Origin of the sequence: Stappia sp. TSB10P1A (assembly GCF_900185725.1) — a bacterium.
Taxonomy (GTDB): domain Bacteria; phylum Pseudomonadota; class Alphaproteobacteria; order Rhizobiales; family Stappiaceae; genus Stappia.
The window spans coordinates 379,577-395,270 of the sequence record NZ_FYAU01000026.1 but is presented as its reverse complement, the minus strand read 5'-3'; the positions used below and the strand labels follow the sequence as shown (position 1 = coordinate 395,270).

The 15,694-nt window shown below is 66.9% G+C and carries 12 protein-coding genes; 2 read left to right on the top strand and 10 right to left on the bottom strand.

Annotation, left to right across the window (positions count from 1 at the left end):
• Nucleotides 1–220: 220 nt before the first annotated feature.
• From TSB10P1A_RS13235 to bfr, 3 genes are all read right to left on the bottom strand, one after another.
• Nucleotides 221–1,105 carry a 2-keto-4-pentenoate hydratase gene (locus TSB10P1A_RS13235; RefSeq protein WP_186388386.1) on the bottom strand — a complete coding sequence of 295 codons (885 nt, stop codon included), beginning with the start codon at nt 1,103–1,105 and terminating at the stop codon, nt 221–223.
• A 97-nt stretch (nt 1,106–1,202) separates the two neighbouring features.
• Nucleotides 1,203–2,357 carry a lipase family protein gene (locus TSB10P1A_RS13230; RefSeq protein WP_186388385.1) on the bottom strand — a complete coding sequence of 385 codons (1,155 nt, stop codon included), beginning with the start codon at nt 2,355–2,357 and terminating at the stop codon, nt 1,203–1,205.
• Nucleotides 2,358–2,511: 154 nt separating this feature from the next.
• Nucleotides 2,512–2,997, bottom strand: a complete 486-nt coding sequence (gene bfr, locus TSB10P1A_RS13225; protein WP_186388384.1) for a bacterioferritin — start codon at nt 2,995–2,997, stop codon at nt 2,512–2,514.
• Between the two features lie 336 nt (nt 2,998–3,333).
• Here bfr and TSB10P1A_RS13220 point away from each other — a divergent pair, with 336 nt between their 5' ends.
• On the top strand, nt 3,334–3,732 hold the full coding sequence (locus TSB10P1A_RS13220) for a DUF2177 family protein (RefSeq protein WP_186388383.1): 399 nt from the start codon (nt 3,334–3,336) through the stop codon (nt 3,730–3,732).
• 118 nt (nt 3,733–3,850) lie between these two features.
• Nucleotides 3,851–4,621 (top strand): SDR family oxidoreductase, encoded by a 771-nt coding sequence (locus TSB10P1A_RS13215; RefSeq protein WP_186388382.1) that lies wholly within the window; start codon nt 3,851–3,853, stop codon nt 4,619–4,621.
• 11 nt (nt 4,622–4,632) lie between these two features.
• Here TSB10P1A_RS13215 and urtE read toward each other — a convergent pair whose 3' ends face one another.
• From urtE to TSB10P1A_RS13180, 7 genes are all read right to left on the bottom strand, one after another.
• Nucleotides 4,633–5,328, bottom strand: coding sequence for an urea ABC transporter ATP-binding subunit UrtE (gene urtE, locus TSB10P1A_RS13210; RefSeq protein ID WP_186388381.1), 696 nt, complete (start codon nt 5,326–5,328; stop codon nt 4,633–4,635).
• Between the two features lie 288 nt (nt 5,329–5,616).
• The gene (urtD, locus tag TSB10P1A_RS13205) at nt 5,617–6,363 is read right to left on the bottom strand and encodes an urea ABC transporter ATP-binding protein UrtD (RefSeq protein ID WP_186388380.1); all 747 of its coding nucleotides are present in this window, start codon (nt 6,361–6,363) and stop codon (nt 5,617–5,619) included.
• Nucleotides 6,364–6,367: 4 nt separating this feature from the next.
• Nucleotides 6,368–7,549, bottom strand: a complete 1,182-nt coding sequence (urtC, locus tag TSB10P1A_RS13200) for an urea ABC transporter permease subunit UrtC (protein ID WP_186388379.1) — start codon at nt 7,547–7,549, stop codon at nt 6,368–6,370.
• A gap of 37 nt (nt 7,550–7,586) precedes the next feature.
• Nucleotides 7,587–9,251 carry an urea ABC transporter permease subunit UrtB gene (urtB, locus tag TSB10P1A_RS13195; protein ID WP_244293102.1) on the bottom strand — a complete coding sequence of 555 codons (1,665 nt, stop codon included), beginning with the start codon at nt 9,249–9,251 and terminating at the stop codon, nt 7,587–7,589.
• 113 nt (nt 9,252–9,364) lie between these two features.
• Complete coding sequence (gene urtA / locus TSB10P1A_RS13190; RefSeq protein ID WP_186388378.1) at nt 9,365–10,663, bottom strand: urea ABC transporter substrate-binding protein; 1,299 nt, start codon at nt 10,661–10,663, stop codon at nt 9,365–9,367.
• 237 nt (nt 10,664–10,900) lie between these two features.
• Nucleotides 10,901–12,136 (bottom strand): CaiB/BaiF CoA-transferase family protein, encoded by a 1,236-nt coding sequence (locus TSB10P1A_RS13185; protein ID WP_186388377.1) that lies wholly within the window; start codon nt 12,134–12,136, stop codon nt 10,901–10,903.
• A 140-nt stretch (nt 12,137–12,276) separates the two neighbouring features.
• The gene (locus TSB10P1A_RS13180; RefSeq protein ID WP_186388376.1) at nt 12,277–15,687 is read right to left on the bottom strand and encodes a class I SAM-dependent DNA methyltransferase; all 3,411 of its coding nucleotides are present in this window, start codon (nt 15,685–15,687) and stop codon (nt 12,277–12,279) included.
• Nucleotides 15,688–15,694: the final 7 nt, after the last annotated feature.

Genomic DNA, 15,694 nt, shown 5'->3' with positions numbered 1-15,694 from the left:
GCGGGACGGCGTGTCGCTCCTCTCGCTGCTGCCGTTTTGCTGGCTCCGACCCCTCCGGCGTCATCCCGGGCAAGCGAAGCGCGACCCGGGACCGGCGAGCCACGGCGGTCGTGGCATTTTTCCGGAGCGCACCTCATACGCCCCGGCTCTCCGATCCCGCATCTCCGCTTACGCTGCGTGCGGGATGACGAAGGAGGGGCTCCCCCCTCCCGCGTTGCCCTTACTCGAACCGGGCGCCGAGCTTCGGCGTGCCGGGCAGGCCCTCGTAGGTGAGCGTCACGCTCAGGCCCGGCTTCATCGGATGCAGCGGGCCGATCGAGCCGACCGAGACGAGGTCGCCGGGCTTCAAGGCCTTGCCCTGCGCCTTCAGCGCGCCGGCGATCCAGGTGACCGCGTTGAGCGGATGGCCGAGCACGGCCTTGCCCGGCGCCTCCGACAGGGTCTCGCCGGTGGCCTCAATCGTCAGCTTCGCGGTGAAGTCGGCGAGCATGGCAACGCCCTCTTCCCCTTGCGGGATCTCGATCAGATCGCCCATCACGCCCTTCCAGGCGCCGACATTGATCGAGGTGATGGCCGGGCCGTCGAGCTTGTCGTCCTTGCCCACGACGAGCGCGGGCAGCTCCAGGAACGGCCGGATGCCGGCGATATGGGCGAGCACCTCCTCCGGCGTCGTCGCTTCGTTGACGGCGGCATCGGCGATCTCGACGATGAGATCCGCCTCGAACAGCGCGCGCACCGCCTCCGCCGGCCGGGCGGTGACCTCGCCGGTGAGGATCATGCCCTCCAGCAGCGTGCCGAGCACCGGCTCGCTGACGCCGAAGGCCTCCTGCGATCGGGGCGAGGTGAGGCCGGCCTTGTAGCCGACGACCGGGCCGAGATCCGTTTCCAGCCTTGCGACGATCTTGTCTTGCGCGCACAGGGCGTCCGCCATCGATCCGCCGGCGGCGACCGGCGGCGGCGTCGGGGCCGCGCTGGCGCGCGCCGCCAGGAAGGCGTCGATGGCCGCATCGTCCGGGCAGGCGGCCTGGGCCGCGCCGGAGAGCACAAGCAGTGAGGCGAGAAGCGAGGCGGCACCAAGGGCACGTGCCGAGCGATTGGACTGCATTTATGAAACTCCTCCCGAAAGGCGTGTCACGCCGGGCGCAAGAGTGCCGGGGCGCGGCGCGCCTTGCAAGCGTCAGCCGGCGCCGGGGAGGGGCCGTTCACAGGTCGCCGTATTGCTCCTGCAGGTAGATCCAGTAATTGCCGAGATGATGCTGCCAGAAATAGTCCTTCGGGTCCTCAGGGTTGCCGCCGGGCCGGGCGAACAGCGGCACCAGGGCGCCCGCCGGGGCATAGTTCAGCGAGAGCTGCAGCCGCGACAGCAGCGTGTCGAGGGCGGGCGAGAGGGCGGTTCCGGGAACCGGCGTCGCGGCGCCGCCCGGCAGCGCGTCGGGGGCAAGGCGAATGGCGGCGAGATCCGTCTTCAGCCGGTCGACGGTCGCCCGCGCATAGGCGAGCGCCTGGACCTGGGCGGCCTCGGCCGCCGTCGCCGCGGTCAGCGCCATCGCCGCGACCCGCGGATCGCTGTCCGGCATCGTCTCGCCGGCATAGGCGCGCAAGGGGTTGGGCGTGTTGAGATCGCCCGGTCCCTGCAGCGTGAACGGCACCTGCGGCACCCAGCCTTGCGTGCTGGCAAGGGTCCAGCCGAAGCCTGCCATGCCGGCGATGGCGGCATAGTCGGCGGCATAGTGGTCGTTGCCGGGCTTGGCCGGCGCCAGCACATAGGTCTTGGTGGAGAGCGTGCGGAACGGCGCGAAGGGGCCGCTGGCATGGCGCAGGAACGAGGTGGCGAGCGTCGCGATGGAGGCGCCCTGGCTGTGGCCGGTGACGAGCAGCTCCGTTCCCGGCAGCAGCGACAGGCGGGCAAGGGTCGCCAGCAGCGGCCGGTCGGTGGTCAGCAGCATCAACAAGAGGCTGAGCGTGAAGCCGAGATGGGTGCCGGCGATGACGGCGCTGCCCGTCTCGGCGCGGGCGAGATGAAAGGGAATGTCGAGCGTCGCGCCGCCGATATCGAGCGTCAGTTCGAGCCTTGCATCGACCAGCGGAAACAGCAGGTCGGCGAGGATGCTGGCGTCGGTGTCGACCGTGCCGCGCACCACGAGGGCGTAGCGGTTCGGGGCGGCATCGCTCCGCCAGATCTGCCAGAGATTGTCGAGCAGGGTCGGGCCGGATGGCGACAGCGCATCGACCTTGGTCCAGCCAAGCGCGGCCGGATCGGGCGTCGGCACCGGAATGGCGGGAGCGCCATAGATCGCCTGGGACAGCGCGAGCGCGGCCCGCGCTTCGGTGAAATCGAAACCGGCGCTGAATGCCATGCCGTCCTCCTGTGAGTCGGAGCGGCAGGATAGACCGGTTTTGCAATTCGAGGTTGGTTAATTTTCGAATTCACACGCAGGCGTGCCCGCCCCCGCGCGCAAAAAGCCGCCGCGCCTGGGCGCGGCGGCTGTGCAGTGGAGCGAAGCAGGGAGCTTATTCGGCTTCGTCGGCCGAACCGGAGTTGAGCAGCGAGTAGCGCTCGACGCCGATCTTCTCCAGGAGGTCGAGCTGGGTCTCGAGGAAGTCGATATGGCCTTCCTCGTCGGCCAGCAACTCCTCGAACAGCTTCATGGAGACGTAGTCGCCCTCGTCGTGACAGATGTCGCGCGACTTGGAGTAGGAGCTGCGGGCCTCGTGCTCGCCGGCGAGGTCGGCTTCCAGCACTTCCTTGACGTCCTGGCCGATGCGCAGCGGCGCCACCTTCTGCAGGTTCGGATGGCCCTCGAGGAACAGGATGCGCGCGATGATCTTGTCGGCGTGCTGCATTTCCTCGATCGATTCGGCCCGCTCCTTCTTGGCCAGCTTGGTCAGGCCCCAGTCGTCGAGCATGCGGTAGTGCAGCCAGTACTGATTCACCGCGCCGAGCTCGAGGAACAGCGCCTCGTTGAGCCGTTCGATAACTTTCGCGCTGCCTTTCATTCCATGTACTCCTGTCTTTCGGTCATTGTCCCGAGGGTCGTCCAAACGGGTAGGGATCGTCCAAACGGGTTTCCGGGGGCGCCGTCGCGGAGGTCTCGCGGAGGTCGCTCCGGGGAGGGAAGGCGATCAATTGAAGGTAGTTTAGAATAATTCCAATTCAATGGGAAGGGGCTGCGGCCGGCTGGACAGGGATTTTCACAGGAGACAGAACGGGCCAGTGCGAAACCGGGCCCTTGCCAAGAATTTCGCAAGGGGCCTGCCGAATGCGGCGGAAAGGTGAACCGCCGGCTGCGATCCTGCGTTTATAGCGGCAGGACCAACAGGAAGGCCCCCGACATGACGCATGCGATCGCCTATGGCGCCACGGCGCTGATCTTCTTGGTGATGGATTATATCTGGCTGGCGCATGTGGCGGGGTCGTTCTATCGCGAGCGCCTTGCCGGGCTGATGGCCGAGCAGGTGAATTTCGCCGTCGCCGGCCTGTTCTACCTCGTCTATGTGGTCGGCATCGTCATCTTCGCGGTCGCCCCGGCGCTGCGTTCGGGCAATTGGCAGGACGCGGCGCTTTACGGCTGCCTGTTCGGCTTCTTCGCCTATGCGACCTATGACGTCACCAACCTTGCCACCTTGCGCGACTGGCCGGTGGTGGTGACGGTGGTCGACATCGTCTGGGGCACGCTGGTGACCGGGGTGTCGGCGACCGCCGGCTTCCTGATCGCCCGCAGTTTCGTCTAGAGCCCTTTCGGCGCTCCGACAAACTGCCCGGCCAAGTGCCGACACGGCTTGCCTTTTCCGCTGCTCCCCGGCCATTGTCGCGACAACGATTGGAACGGCTTGCAAGCGGAGGACCGAGATGGCCGGACGGGGAGATGGAACGGGAGCTGTGGCGCTGGTGACGGGCGCCAGCGCGGGCGTCGGGCGCGCCTGCGCCATCGCCTTTCTCAAGGCGGGCTACCGCACGGTGCTGACCGGGCGCCGGGGCGACAAGCTGGAGGAGACGGTGGCGATGTCCGGCGTCGATCCGGCGGCGGCCCTTTGCGTTCCCTGCGACGTCAGCGATCCGGTGGCGGTGGACGACCTGTTCGGCGCCCTGCAGGACGCCTTCGGCCGGCTCGACGTCGTCTTCAACAATGCCGGCACCACCGTGCTCGGCAAGCCGATCGGCGATCTCACCTTCGAGGAATGGCGCAAGCTGATGTCCGTCAATCTCGACGGCGCCTTCCTCGTCGCGCGCGCCGCCTTCAACCTGATGCGGTCGCAGGACCCGCAAGGCGGGCGGATCATCAACAACGGCTCGATCTCGGCGCATGTGCCGCGCCCCGGTTCGGCCGCCTATACGGCGTCCAAACATGCGATCACCGGCCTCACCCGCTCGATCTCGCTGGACGGGCGGCCGTTCAACATCGCCTGCGGCCAGATCGACATCGGCAATGCGGCGACCGACATGACGGTGCGCATGCAGCAGGGCGTCGCCCAGCCGGACGGCAGCGTGCGGGCCGAGCCGGTGATGGCGGCCGAGCATGTCGCCACCTCCGTCCTGCACATGGCCAGCCTGCCGCTCGATGCCAATGTGCAGTTCATGACGGTGATGGCGACGACCATGCCCTATATCGGCCGCGGCTGAGGGGCTGATCGTCAGACGGTGAGGTGGGCGCGCACCGCGCTCTCCTCCAGATCGTCCCGCGTGCCGGCGAGCACCACTTCGCCGCGGTCCATCACCGCGAAGCGGTCGGCCAGATCGCGGGCGAATTCGAAATACTGTTCCACCAGCACGATGGCCATTTCGCCGGTGTCGCGCAGGAACGAGATCGCCCGGCCGATATCCTTGATGATCGAGGGCTGGATGCCCTCGGTCGGCTCGTCGAGGATCAGGAGGCGCGGCCGCATGACGATGGCGCGGCCGATGGCGAGCTGCTGCTGCTGGCCGCCGGACAGGTCGCCGCCGCGCCGCGACAGCATCGACTTCAATACCGGGAACAGCTCGAACACCGTGTCGGGCACCCGGCGGTCCTTTCGCGGCAGCACGGCAAAGCCGGTCTCCAGGTTCTCGCGCACGCTGAGCAGCGGAAAGATGTCACGCCCCTGCGGCACCAGGGCGATGCCCCGGCGCGCCCGCTGATAGGGCGTCAGGCGCGAGATGTCCTCGCCCTCCCAGCGCACGCTGCCGGCCGAGATCGGCTGCTGGCCGGCGATCGCCCGCAGGGTCGAGGTCTTGCCGACACCGTTGCGGCCCATCACGCAGGTGACCTTGCCGACCTCCGCGCTCAGGCTGACATCCTTCAGCGCCTGCGCGGCGCCGTAATGCAGGTCGATGTGCTCGACGCTCAGCATGTTGCTCCTTTCTTTTTTTCCGATAGAATCACCATGTTTATTTGGAGGGCATTTCATATGGCTCTGGTAGCTATTATTGTTATTGCGATATTTTTTGGGGTGCTGTGGCGAGCAACTATTTATGGGCCCATTTTAATAATTAGCTTCGTCCTTGCCATTTTTCCTGGATTTATACTTGGTTACCTGCTTAGTTCTGGAAAGGGAGATTTTTCGACTGTTGGGCTATCTTACCTATTTTCGGTTTTTATAATTTTTGTGATTAGTTGCATTGCAATCAAGGATGACTAGTTATCTTCCCAGATAGACATCGATCACCTTCTGGTCGGAGGAGACGTGGTCGAGCGAGCCTTCCGCCAGCACCGAGCCCTCGTGCAGCACGGTGACCTTGACCCCGAGCGCCCGCACGAAGGTCATGTCGTGCTCGACGACGACGACCGAATGGCTCTTGGCGATGTCGCGCAGGAGGTCGGCGGTCGCCGCCGTCTCCGCGTCGGTCATGCCGGCGGCGGGCTCGTCGATCAGCAGCAGTTGCGGGTCCTGTGCCAGCAGCATGCCGATCTCCAGCCACTGCTTCTGGCCGTGGCTGAGATCGCCGGCAAGATCCTCGCGCCGGCTGTCGAGCCGCACCAGTTCCAGCAGCGCGTCGATGCGCGCCGTCTCTTCGGGCTCGCGCCGGTGGAACAGGGTGGCGAAGGGGCCGCGCGGCGCCTTCAGCGCCAGCGCGATATTGTCCTCCACCGTATGGCTTTCGAAGACGGTCGGCTTCTGGAACTTGCGGCCGATGCCAAGGCCGGCGATCTCTGCCTCGTCGTGGCGGGTGAGGTCCAGCTTCTCGCCGAACAGCAGCGTGCCGCTGTCCGGGCGGGTCTTGCCGGTGATCACGTCCATCATCGTCGTCTTGCCGGCGCCGTTCGGGCCGATGATCGCCCGCATCTCGTTGGGGGCGATGAGGAAGGACAGGTTGTTCAGCGCCTTGAAGCCGTCGAAGGAGACGCTGACGCCGTCGAGATAGAGCAGGGAGCCGGTCGCGGTCATCGTCTCACTCCGCGGCCTGGTTGCTGGCAAGGGCCGGGGTGGGCGCCGCCGCCGCCGCCGGCGTGCGGTCGACAGGGGCAGCCTCCTTGCGCTTGGGCAGGCGGGTGCGCAGCGTTGCGGCGAGGCCGAGAATGCCCTTGGGCAGGAACAGCGTCACCGCGACGAACAGCGCGCCGAGGGCGAACAGCCAGATCTCCGGCAGGGCGGCGGTGAACCAGCTCTTGGCGAAGTTGACGAGCACCGCGCCGATGATCGGGCCGATGAGCGTGCCGCGGCCGCCGACCGCCACCCAGATCACCGCCTCGATGGAGTTGGCCGGGGCGAATTCGCCCGGATTGATGATGCCGACCTGCGGCACGTAGAGCGCGCCGGCAAGCCCGGCCATCATCGCCGAGACGGTCCACACGAACAGCTTGTAGTGCTCCACTCGGTAGCCGAGGAAGCGGGTGCGGCTTTCCGCGTCGCGCACCGCGATCAGCACCTTGCCGAGCTTGGAGCCGGTGATGGCGATGGCAAGGACGAGGCCGGCGGCGAGCGCCAGCGCCGAGGCGGCGAACAGCCCTGCGCGGGTGGTGGCGGCCTGCACCGGATAGCCGAGGATGTCCTTGAAATCGGTCAGGCCGTTGTTGCCGCCGAAACCCATGTCGTTGCGGAAGAAGGCGAGCAGCAGCGCATAGGTCATCGCCTGGGTGATGATCGACAGATAAACGCCGGTGACCCGCGAGCGGAAGGCGAACCAGCCGAAGACGAAGGCAAGCAGCCCCGGCACCGCCAGCGCCATTCCAATCGCAAAGGGGAAGGCGTCGAAGCCGCTCCAGTACCAGGGCAGCTCCTTCCAGTTGAGGAACACCATGAAGTCGGGCAGCAGCGGGTCGCCATAGACGCCGCGCGTGCCGATCTGCCGCATCAGGTACATGCCCATGGCATAGCCGCCGAGGGCGAAGAAGGCGGCATGGCCGAGCGAGAGGATGCCGCAATAGCCCCAGACCAGATCGAGCGCCAAGGCCAGCAGCGCATAGGTCAGGTACTTGCCCATCAGCGTCACGGCGTAGGTCGGCACGTGCAGCGGGTGGCTCGGCGGCAGGGCGAGGTTGAGCACCGGCACCAGCACGGCGGCACCGACGAGCAGCGCCAGCATGGCGAGGCGGCCGCCGGTCAGGCCGCCGGCGAGGAAACGGACGATCATGACGGGCGGCTCCGCGAGAGGTGGGCGGGACGGGGGCTCATGCCTCCACCGCCCGGCCCTTCAGCGCGAACAGGCCGCGCGGGCGCTTCTGGATGAACAGGATGATGAAGACCAGCACCAGGATCTTGGCCAGCACGGCGCCGGCGACGGGTTCCAGGAACTTGTTGGCAACGCCGAGGCTCATCGCCGCGACCAGCGTGCCCCACAGGTTGCCGACGCCGCCGAACACCACGACCATGAAACTGTCGATGATGTAGGACTGGCCGAGATTGGGCGAGACATTGTCGATCTGCGACAGCGCCACCCCGGCGATGCCGGCGATCCCCGAGCCGAGGCCGAAGGTCAGCGCGTCGACCAGCGGCGTGCGGATGCCCATGGAGGCGGCCATGCGCCGGTTCTGGGTGACGGCGCGCACGTTCAGCCCGAAGCGGGTGAATTTCATCGCGATCAGCAGCGCGGCGAAGACCGTCAGCGCGAAGACCAGGATCCACAGCCGGTTGTAGGTGATCGTCAACTGGCCGATCTCGAAGGCCCCCGACATGAAGGCCGGGTTGCCGACCTCCTGGTTGGTCGGGCCGAAGATCGAGCGCACCGTCTGCTGCAGGATCAGCGAGACGCCCCAGGTGGCGAGCAGCGTTTCCAGCGGCCGGTTGTGCAGGAAGCGGATGACGCCGCGCTCGATGGCGACGCCGACGAGGCCGGCGACGAGGAAGGCGGCCGGCAGCGCCACCAGCAGCGAATAGTCGAAGAGGTGCGGCGCGTGCAGGCGGAACAGGTTCTGCACCATGAAGGTGGTGTAGGCGCCCAGCATCACCATCTCGCCATGCGCCATGTTGATGACGCCCATCACGCCGAAGGTGATGGCAAGGCCGATGGCGGCAAGCAGCAGCACCGAGCCGAGCGACAGGCCGAACCAGACGTTGCGGGCCATGTCCCAGACCGCCTGCAGCTTCTGGATCCGGGCAAGGGCGGCACCCGCCGCCTCCTGCAGTTCAGTGGCCCCGCTGTTCTGCACGGCGGTGATCATCGACAGGGCGTCGCGGTCGCCGCGTTCGGCCAGCGTGTCGATGGCGGCGATCTTCTCGTCCGTCGGCAGGTCGGAGGCGAGCACGGCGGCGGCGCGCGCCTCGCGCATCAGCTTGGCGACGCCCGCGTCCGTCTCGGCGGCGATGGCATCGTCCAGCGCCTCGATGGCCTCGGCATCCTGCGCCTTGAAGATCGCCTCGGCGGCCTGCCGGCGCACGCGGGTATCGGCGGCGCGCAGGGTCAGCCCGCCGACCGCGTTGCGGATGGTGCGGCGCAGCCGGTTGTTGACGCGGATCTTGTCGAGGCCGCTGGCGGCGACGGGCTCCAGCGCTTCGCCGGTCAGCGGATCGGTGAGGGCAAGGCCGGAGCCGGCGCGCTTGCCGATCACCACGGCGCCGTCGGCCTTGCGCAGATAGAGGTCGCCGTTGCCGAGCGCTTCCAGCGCCGGCACCACGGCCGGATCGCCGGTGGCGGCCAGCGCCGTGACCTGCTTTTCCGTGTCGGTGAACGAGCCTTTGCCGAGCGCATCGACGAGCGGGCGCAGGCTCTCCAGAGCGGGGGCGTCCTGTGCGCTCGCGGCCGAGGACAGCAGCGCCAGGGGCAGGAGCGCCAGCAGCAGGGCGAGCAGCAGGGCCGGGAGGGAGCGCTGGGCGTGTGCGTTGACGGATGCGTTCACGGGTGGCTTCACGGGGGACCGTCCGGACTGTTCGGGAATAGGCGGCGGCGGAGGGTAAGGAGGAGGCGGATCTGCGCCCGCCTCCCTCCCCCTCTGGATGCGGAAGGTGGGTGTTAGCTGCCCGACCCGCCGCACTTGCCCGTGACGGTGTTGAAGTTTCCGCAGCTCATCGGCTTGCGCCAGTCGGCGATCAGGTCCTTGGAGCCGTCGAGATAGTCGGACCAGGCGTCGCCGACGACGAGGCCGGAGGTCTCCCACACGGTCTCGAACTGGCCGTCTTCCTGGATCTCGCCGATCAGCACCGGCTTGGTGATGTGGTGGTTCGGCATCATCGCCGAATAGCCGCCGGTCAGGTTCGGCACGGCAACGCCGATGATCGCGTCGATCACCGCGTCGGCCTCGGTGGTGCCGGCCTTCTCGACCGCCTTCACCCACATGTTGAAGCCGATGAAATGCGCCTCCATCGGATCGTTGGTGACGCGCTTGTCGTCACCGATATAGGCCTTCCAGGTCTCGATGAACTCGGCGTTGATCGGCGTGTCGACGGACTGGAAATAGTTCCAGGCGGCCAGGTGCCCGACCAGCGGGCCGGTGTCGAGGCCGGCCAGTTCCTCCTCGCCGACCGAGAAGGCGACGACCGGGATGTCCTCGGCCTTGATGCCGGCATTGCCCAGTTCCTTGTAGAAGGGCACGTTGGCGTCGCCGTTGATGGTGGAGACGACGGCGGTCTTCTTGCCGGCCGAGCCGAAGGCCTTGATGTCGGAGACGATCGTCTGCCAGTCGGAATGGCCGAACGGCGTGTAGTTGATCAGGATGTCTTCCTCGGCGACGCCCTTGGCCTTGAGATAGGCCTCGAGGATCTTGTTGGTGGTGCGCGGGTAGACATAGTCGGTGCCGGCCAGCACCCAGCGCTCGACGCCTTCCTCGTTCATCAGGTAGTCGACGGCGGGAATCGCCTGCTGGTTGGGGGCCGCGCCCGTGTAGAAGACGTTGCGCTGGCTTTCCTCGCCCTCATACTGGACGGGGTAGAACAGCAGCGAGTTCAACTCCTCGAAGACCGGCAGCACGGACTTGCGCGACACCGAGGTCCAGCAGCCGAACACCGCCGAGACCTTGTTCACCTCGATCAGCTCGCGCGCCTTTTCGGCGAACAGCGGCCAGTCGGAGGCCGGGTCGACCACCACCGCCTCGAGCTTCTTGCCGAGCAGGCCGCCCTTCTTGTTCTGCTCCTCGATGAGCATCAGCATGACGTCCTTGAGGGTCGTCTCGGAGATCGCCATGGTGCCGGAGAGCGAGTGGAGGATGCCGACCTTGATGGTCTCCTCCTGGGCGAAGGCGCCGGTGACGGCGGTGGAGGCCATCAGGCCCGAGAGCGCCATGCCGGCGAAGAAATTCCTGCTGAAACGTGTCATCTGTTTCCCCTCTGTCGCCTCTCCCCCGGAGGAGAGCCACGACAGGGAAGATCAAGATGCGTGCCAGTTGCGCGCGGCGGCCGTTCCCGGCGCGAAAGTGCCGGAAACGCCTCGGCTTGCGGGAGACGTAGCGTCAAGCTGGCAGGGGGCGGTGCATGCCGCATCGCACAATGAACTTGCACAAATCTGCATCGCGGCGAGAATGTGCCTAAAATTTGCTCAAAATGTGAGGGCGCGTCAGCCCTTGCGCGAGGCGATGGCGCCGGCCGCCTCCAGCGCGTCGAGCTCGGCGTCATCGAGGCCGAGAACGCGGGCCAGCACCTCGCGGGTGTGCTCGCCGAGCATCGGCGGCGCGATCCTGTCGTTGACCGGCGTCTTGGAGAAGCGCAAGGGGCTGGCGACGCCCGGCACGGTGCCGCCGCTGCCATGCGGCAGGGCCGGGTTCATCAGCCCGCGCGCCTTGGCCTGCGGTTCCTCGAACACTTCGGCGATGGTGTTGATCGGGCCGCAGGGCACGGCGGCGGCCTCCAGGTCGGCGATCCACTCGCGGGTGGTGCGCGCCGCGATGATCTCCGCGACCATCGGCGCCAGGATCTCGCGGTTGAGCACCCGGTCGCGGTTGACGGCAAAGCGCGGGTCGGCGGCGAGCTCCGGCCGGCCGGCGACCTCGCAGAAGCGGACGAACTGGCCGTCATTGCCGACGGCGAGGATCAGGTGGCCGTCGGAGCTGGCGAAGACCTCGTAAGGCACGATGGCGGTGTGGGCATTGCCCATGCGCACCGGCGAGGTGCCGGAGACGAGATAGCTCAGCGCCTGATTGGCGAGCGAGGCGACCTGCACGTCGAACAGGGCGATGTCGAGATGCTGGCCCTCGCCGCTGCGCTCCCGGTGGGCGAGGGCGCCGAGAATGGCGATGGTGGCGTTGAGCCCGGTCAGGATGTCGGCGAGCGCGACGCCCGCCTTCTGCGGCCCGCCGCCCGGCAGCGCGTCGCGCTCGCCGGTCACCGACATCAGCCCGCCCATGCCCTGGATCATGAAGTCGTAGCCGGCGCGCTGGGCATACGGCCCGGTCTGGCCGAAGCCGGTGATCGAGCAATAGATCAGGCCGGGATTGACCTTCGACAGGCTGTCGTAGTCGAGGCCGTATTTCTTCAGGCCGCCGACCTTGTAATTCTCCACCAGAATGTCGCAGCTCTTCGCCAGTTCGACGATGAGCGCGCGCCCCCTCTCGCTGGCGATGTCGACGGCGACCGACTTCTTGCCCCGGTTGGCGGCCATGAAATAGGCGCTCTCGCCGGCCGCCGGCCCGTCCGCGACGAAGGGCGGGCCCCAGCCGCGGGTGTCGTCGCCGCTGCCGGGCCGCTCGATCTTGATGACGTCGGCGCCCATGTCGGCCAGCGCCTGCGTCGACCAGGGGCCGGCGAGGACGCGGGAGAGATCGAGCACGCGCAGATGCGACAGCGGGGCGGTCATGATCGGGAAACGCCTTCTTTCCGGAACGTCTGTCCTGCCGTCCTCAACGTGAGGCGCAGCAGGCCCCCGGTCATAGCCCCGGCATCGCCCTCAGTCCAACGACTTGGGGTTGGAACATCATTCCGGAGCGGCAGGACCGCTCAGGCGGCAAGGCGCAGGGCGTAGCGCCCGTCCTGCCACGAGACGCGGCCCATGCGGTGGAGCGAGGCCAGCACCGCGGCGATGGAGGGGCGCAGGGTCTTGCTCTTGCGGAAGCGGGCGGCGATGTCGTCGGCGCTGAGCGGGCCGTCGGCATCCATCAGCGCCCAGACCACCGCCAGCGTCTGGTCGGCATCCGACTTGGGGAAGGCGGGTTTCGCCCCGCCGGCCGACGCTGCCGCCGGCACCTGCCCCAGATCCAGCTCCAGTTCCAGCTCGGCCTTTTCCGCCTCGGTGCCGAAGCGCGGGATCTGGTAGTCGGGCCGCAGCCAGCGCACATGGCCGCGCGCTTCCTCGCGGGCGCGCTCCTTGTTGAGCGCGACGAGGCGTTCCAGCACGTCGTCTTCAGCCAGGTCCGCCGGCCAGCCATAAGCTGCTGCGACGGCGACATCGAGCCGCTCGTGCAGTTCCTTCAGGATCAGCACCAGCCCGTCGTCGTAAGTCACGCGCTCCTTGTCGGTCAGTTCGTCCGGCCGCGCCCCGGCCTTCAGCCGCTCCAGCACGTTGTAAAGGCCGGTCAGGGTCAGATGCGGATGCTCGGCCAGCACCCGCTTGCGATGGGCGTCCAGCTCCTCGGCGATTGCGCCGATCGCATCCTTCTGCGCCTCGGACGCGTCCGGGAAGGGGAACGGGTCGAAGCACCGCGATTTGGAGTAGCGCGGATCGTTGCCGATCCCCAGCCAGCCGCCTGCCCGCAGTGCCCAACATCCGTGAAAGCGGGAAGACAGGACACCGAGCGGATATCCGTCGCTCAGGCCGATGGCGACAAGCATGTTGTCCGGCAGGATTTCGGCATCGAGAAACTGGAATACTCGGTGTTTGGCGGTTTCAGGAGTTACTATAACATGCGGAATTTTGGCCGAAAACGAGCGATACATTTCATGTGTCGCCCCAAACCAGTGCCAATTTACGCGGCGAAATTCCATGTTGTTATGCTCACGCTCCGGCTTAACCTTCTCTGCGACATGCTGATAGACTTCTGGGTACCTCGCGCGAAGCTCTTCTTGGCTCAAGGGATAGTTATCGATAACCATTACTCCTCGAGCGCGTGCGGTCATATCCTTTCCATTACGGTATTTGCGGATGTGTTTCTCAAGGCCCACGCGGGTGCCTAGGCCGAGGTGTTTTGCTTCGTTCGGCGTTACGATAAATCCCGAACCATGCAATTTCACGCCCGGCGAGCAAACTCCTTCGTTTGCCCGAAGCTTAAGCGCTCCCGTCACATCCACGCCGACGGTCAGATCCGAATGGATCTTGCCGCTTTTCGCCTCGAACAGGATCACCGGGCTGTCTGTGTCGATAGCGCGCTCGCTGAGCGTTTCCAGCAGCAGCCCGTCCCGCGTGCCGGCTTCCGCCACCGTCATGGCGATGCGCACGGCGGCGCTGTCGCGCGTCACCTTCGTCCAGGGATGGTCGGGGATCGCCATCACCAGCGACAGCGGCTTCTTGGCGCCCAGGTGGCGCTCCATCACCCGGCGCTGGAACACCTGGCTGATCGAGTTGGTGGTGACGAGGCCGAAGCGCTTGAGCGCGCTTTTCGGCCGCAGCAGGATCTCCGCCGCCCGGTCCCACCAATACATGACGAAATCGGCGCTTTCGTTCATGTGGCCATGCGCCTTCCACAGCGCTTCGGCGTAAGGCGAGCCCATGCGCGCGCGGATGTCCTTGCCGCCGACGAAGGGCGGGTTGCCGACGATATAGTCGGCTTTCGGCCAGTCCGGCCGGCGCGGGTTGGGATAGGTCTCCTTGCCGTCCCTGACCTGCGGCAGCGGATAGCCGTCCCAGGTCAGCACCGCATCCATCTGGCGGATGTTGCGGAACTCCTTGAGGATCGGTTCGGTCGGCGCCACGCCCTGGTTCTTGAAGTGCCATTGCAGATGGCCGATCCACAGCACCAGTTCGGCGATCGCCGCCGCGCGCGGGTTGATCTCCAGCCCCAGGAACTGGTGCGGGTCGACCGTGTGCCGGTCGAGCGCCAGCGACACCTGGCCGCCGAGATCGGCGATCACTTCCAGCACCTTGCCTTCCAGCTTCTTCATCAGCTCCAGCGAGACATAGAGGAAGTTGCCGGTGCCGCAGGCCGGGTCGAGCACCAGCGTCTCGCACAGCCTGTCGTGAAAGGCCTGCGCCGTCGCCACCGCAGCGTCGTTGCGCCCTTCCGCCTTCTGCCGCTCGATGGTGGCGAGCGCATTGTCCCAGTCGGCCTGCAGCGGATCGATCACTGTCGCCACCACGAGGCGCTCGACATAGGCGCGCGGGGTGTAATGGGCGCCGAGCTTGCGCCGTTCGCGCGGATCGAGCGCCTGTTCCAGGAAGGTGCCGAAGATCGCCGGCTCCACGTCCTTCCAGTCATAGGCTGCGGCCGCCGCCAGCTCGCCGATCTCCTCGCGGGCGAGCTTCAGCGCGCGGCGGTCCTTGAAGAAGGCGCCGTTGAACTGCTTGACCTTGGTCCTGATCGCGGCGGCGAAGGTCCCCTTGTCCATCGCCTGCCACAGGTCCTCCATCATGCCGGGGAAGATCTCGGGCTTTTCCCGGCATTCGTTCAGCAGGGCGCGGAAGCTCTCGGGCGGCAGCAGGCCGACATCCTCGGCGAACATGGTGAAGAGCATGCGCATGAGGAACATGGCGACGTCTTCCGGCGGGTGGCCGGCCTTTTCCAGCGCCTGGCTGACCTTGGCGATGCGCTCGGCGATCTCGCGGGTGACGCGGGCGGCGTGGCGCGAGGGGTCGAGCGCCATCGGGTCCGACCAGATCGCCTTCAGCCGGGCGCGCACGCTCTCCTCGCGCAGGTCCTCCAGGTAGATGCGGAAGGAGCGGCGGTCGGGGAACTGGTCGTAGGCCTTTCCGTCGCGGCGGAAATTGGCATAGATCTCGATGCAGTGGCCGACGTCGCAGACCATGACGAAGGGCGGCGGCTCGTGCGCGGCCGGCAGCAGGCGCACATAGTTCTCGGCCTGGGCGCGGGCGTTCATCATAAGCACGTCCCAGGCGCGGTTGGCGCTGACCCGGCGACCGCGCAGCGGCTCGTTCGCGGCTCCGTCGATGCCGGGAAGCGGCGGTGCGTCGCTGAGCTTCTTGTCGCCCACCTGGCGGCTTTGCTTGGCCTCCAGCACGAAGCAGTCGCGCTTGTACAGGTCGATGCGCTTGTCCGAGGCACGGCCGTCGCGGGACGTCTCGCGCACCACGCGCTCGAACACGTAGTCGTTGCCCGAGTGGGTCGCGCTGGCGCCGTCCGGGTGCGGTTCGCCCAGCACGTCGCACAGTTCGGTCAGGAACAGGGCGTAGTTGGCCCGCTCCTGGCCGCCTTCGACGCCTTGCCATTTCGCGATGAACGCCTCGACCGTGGATTGCATGCGTGCT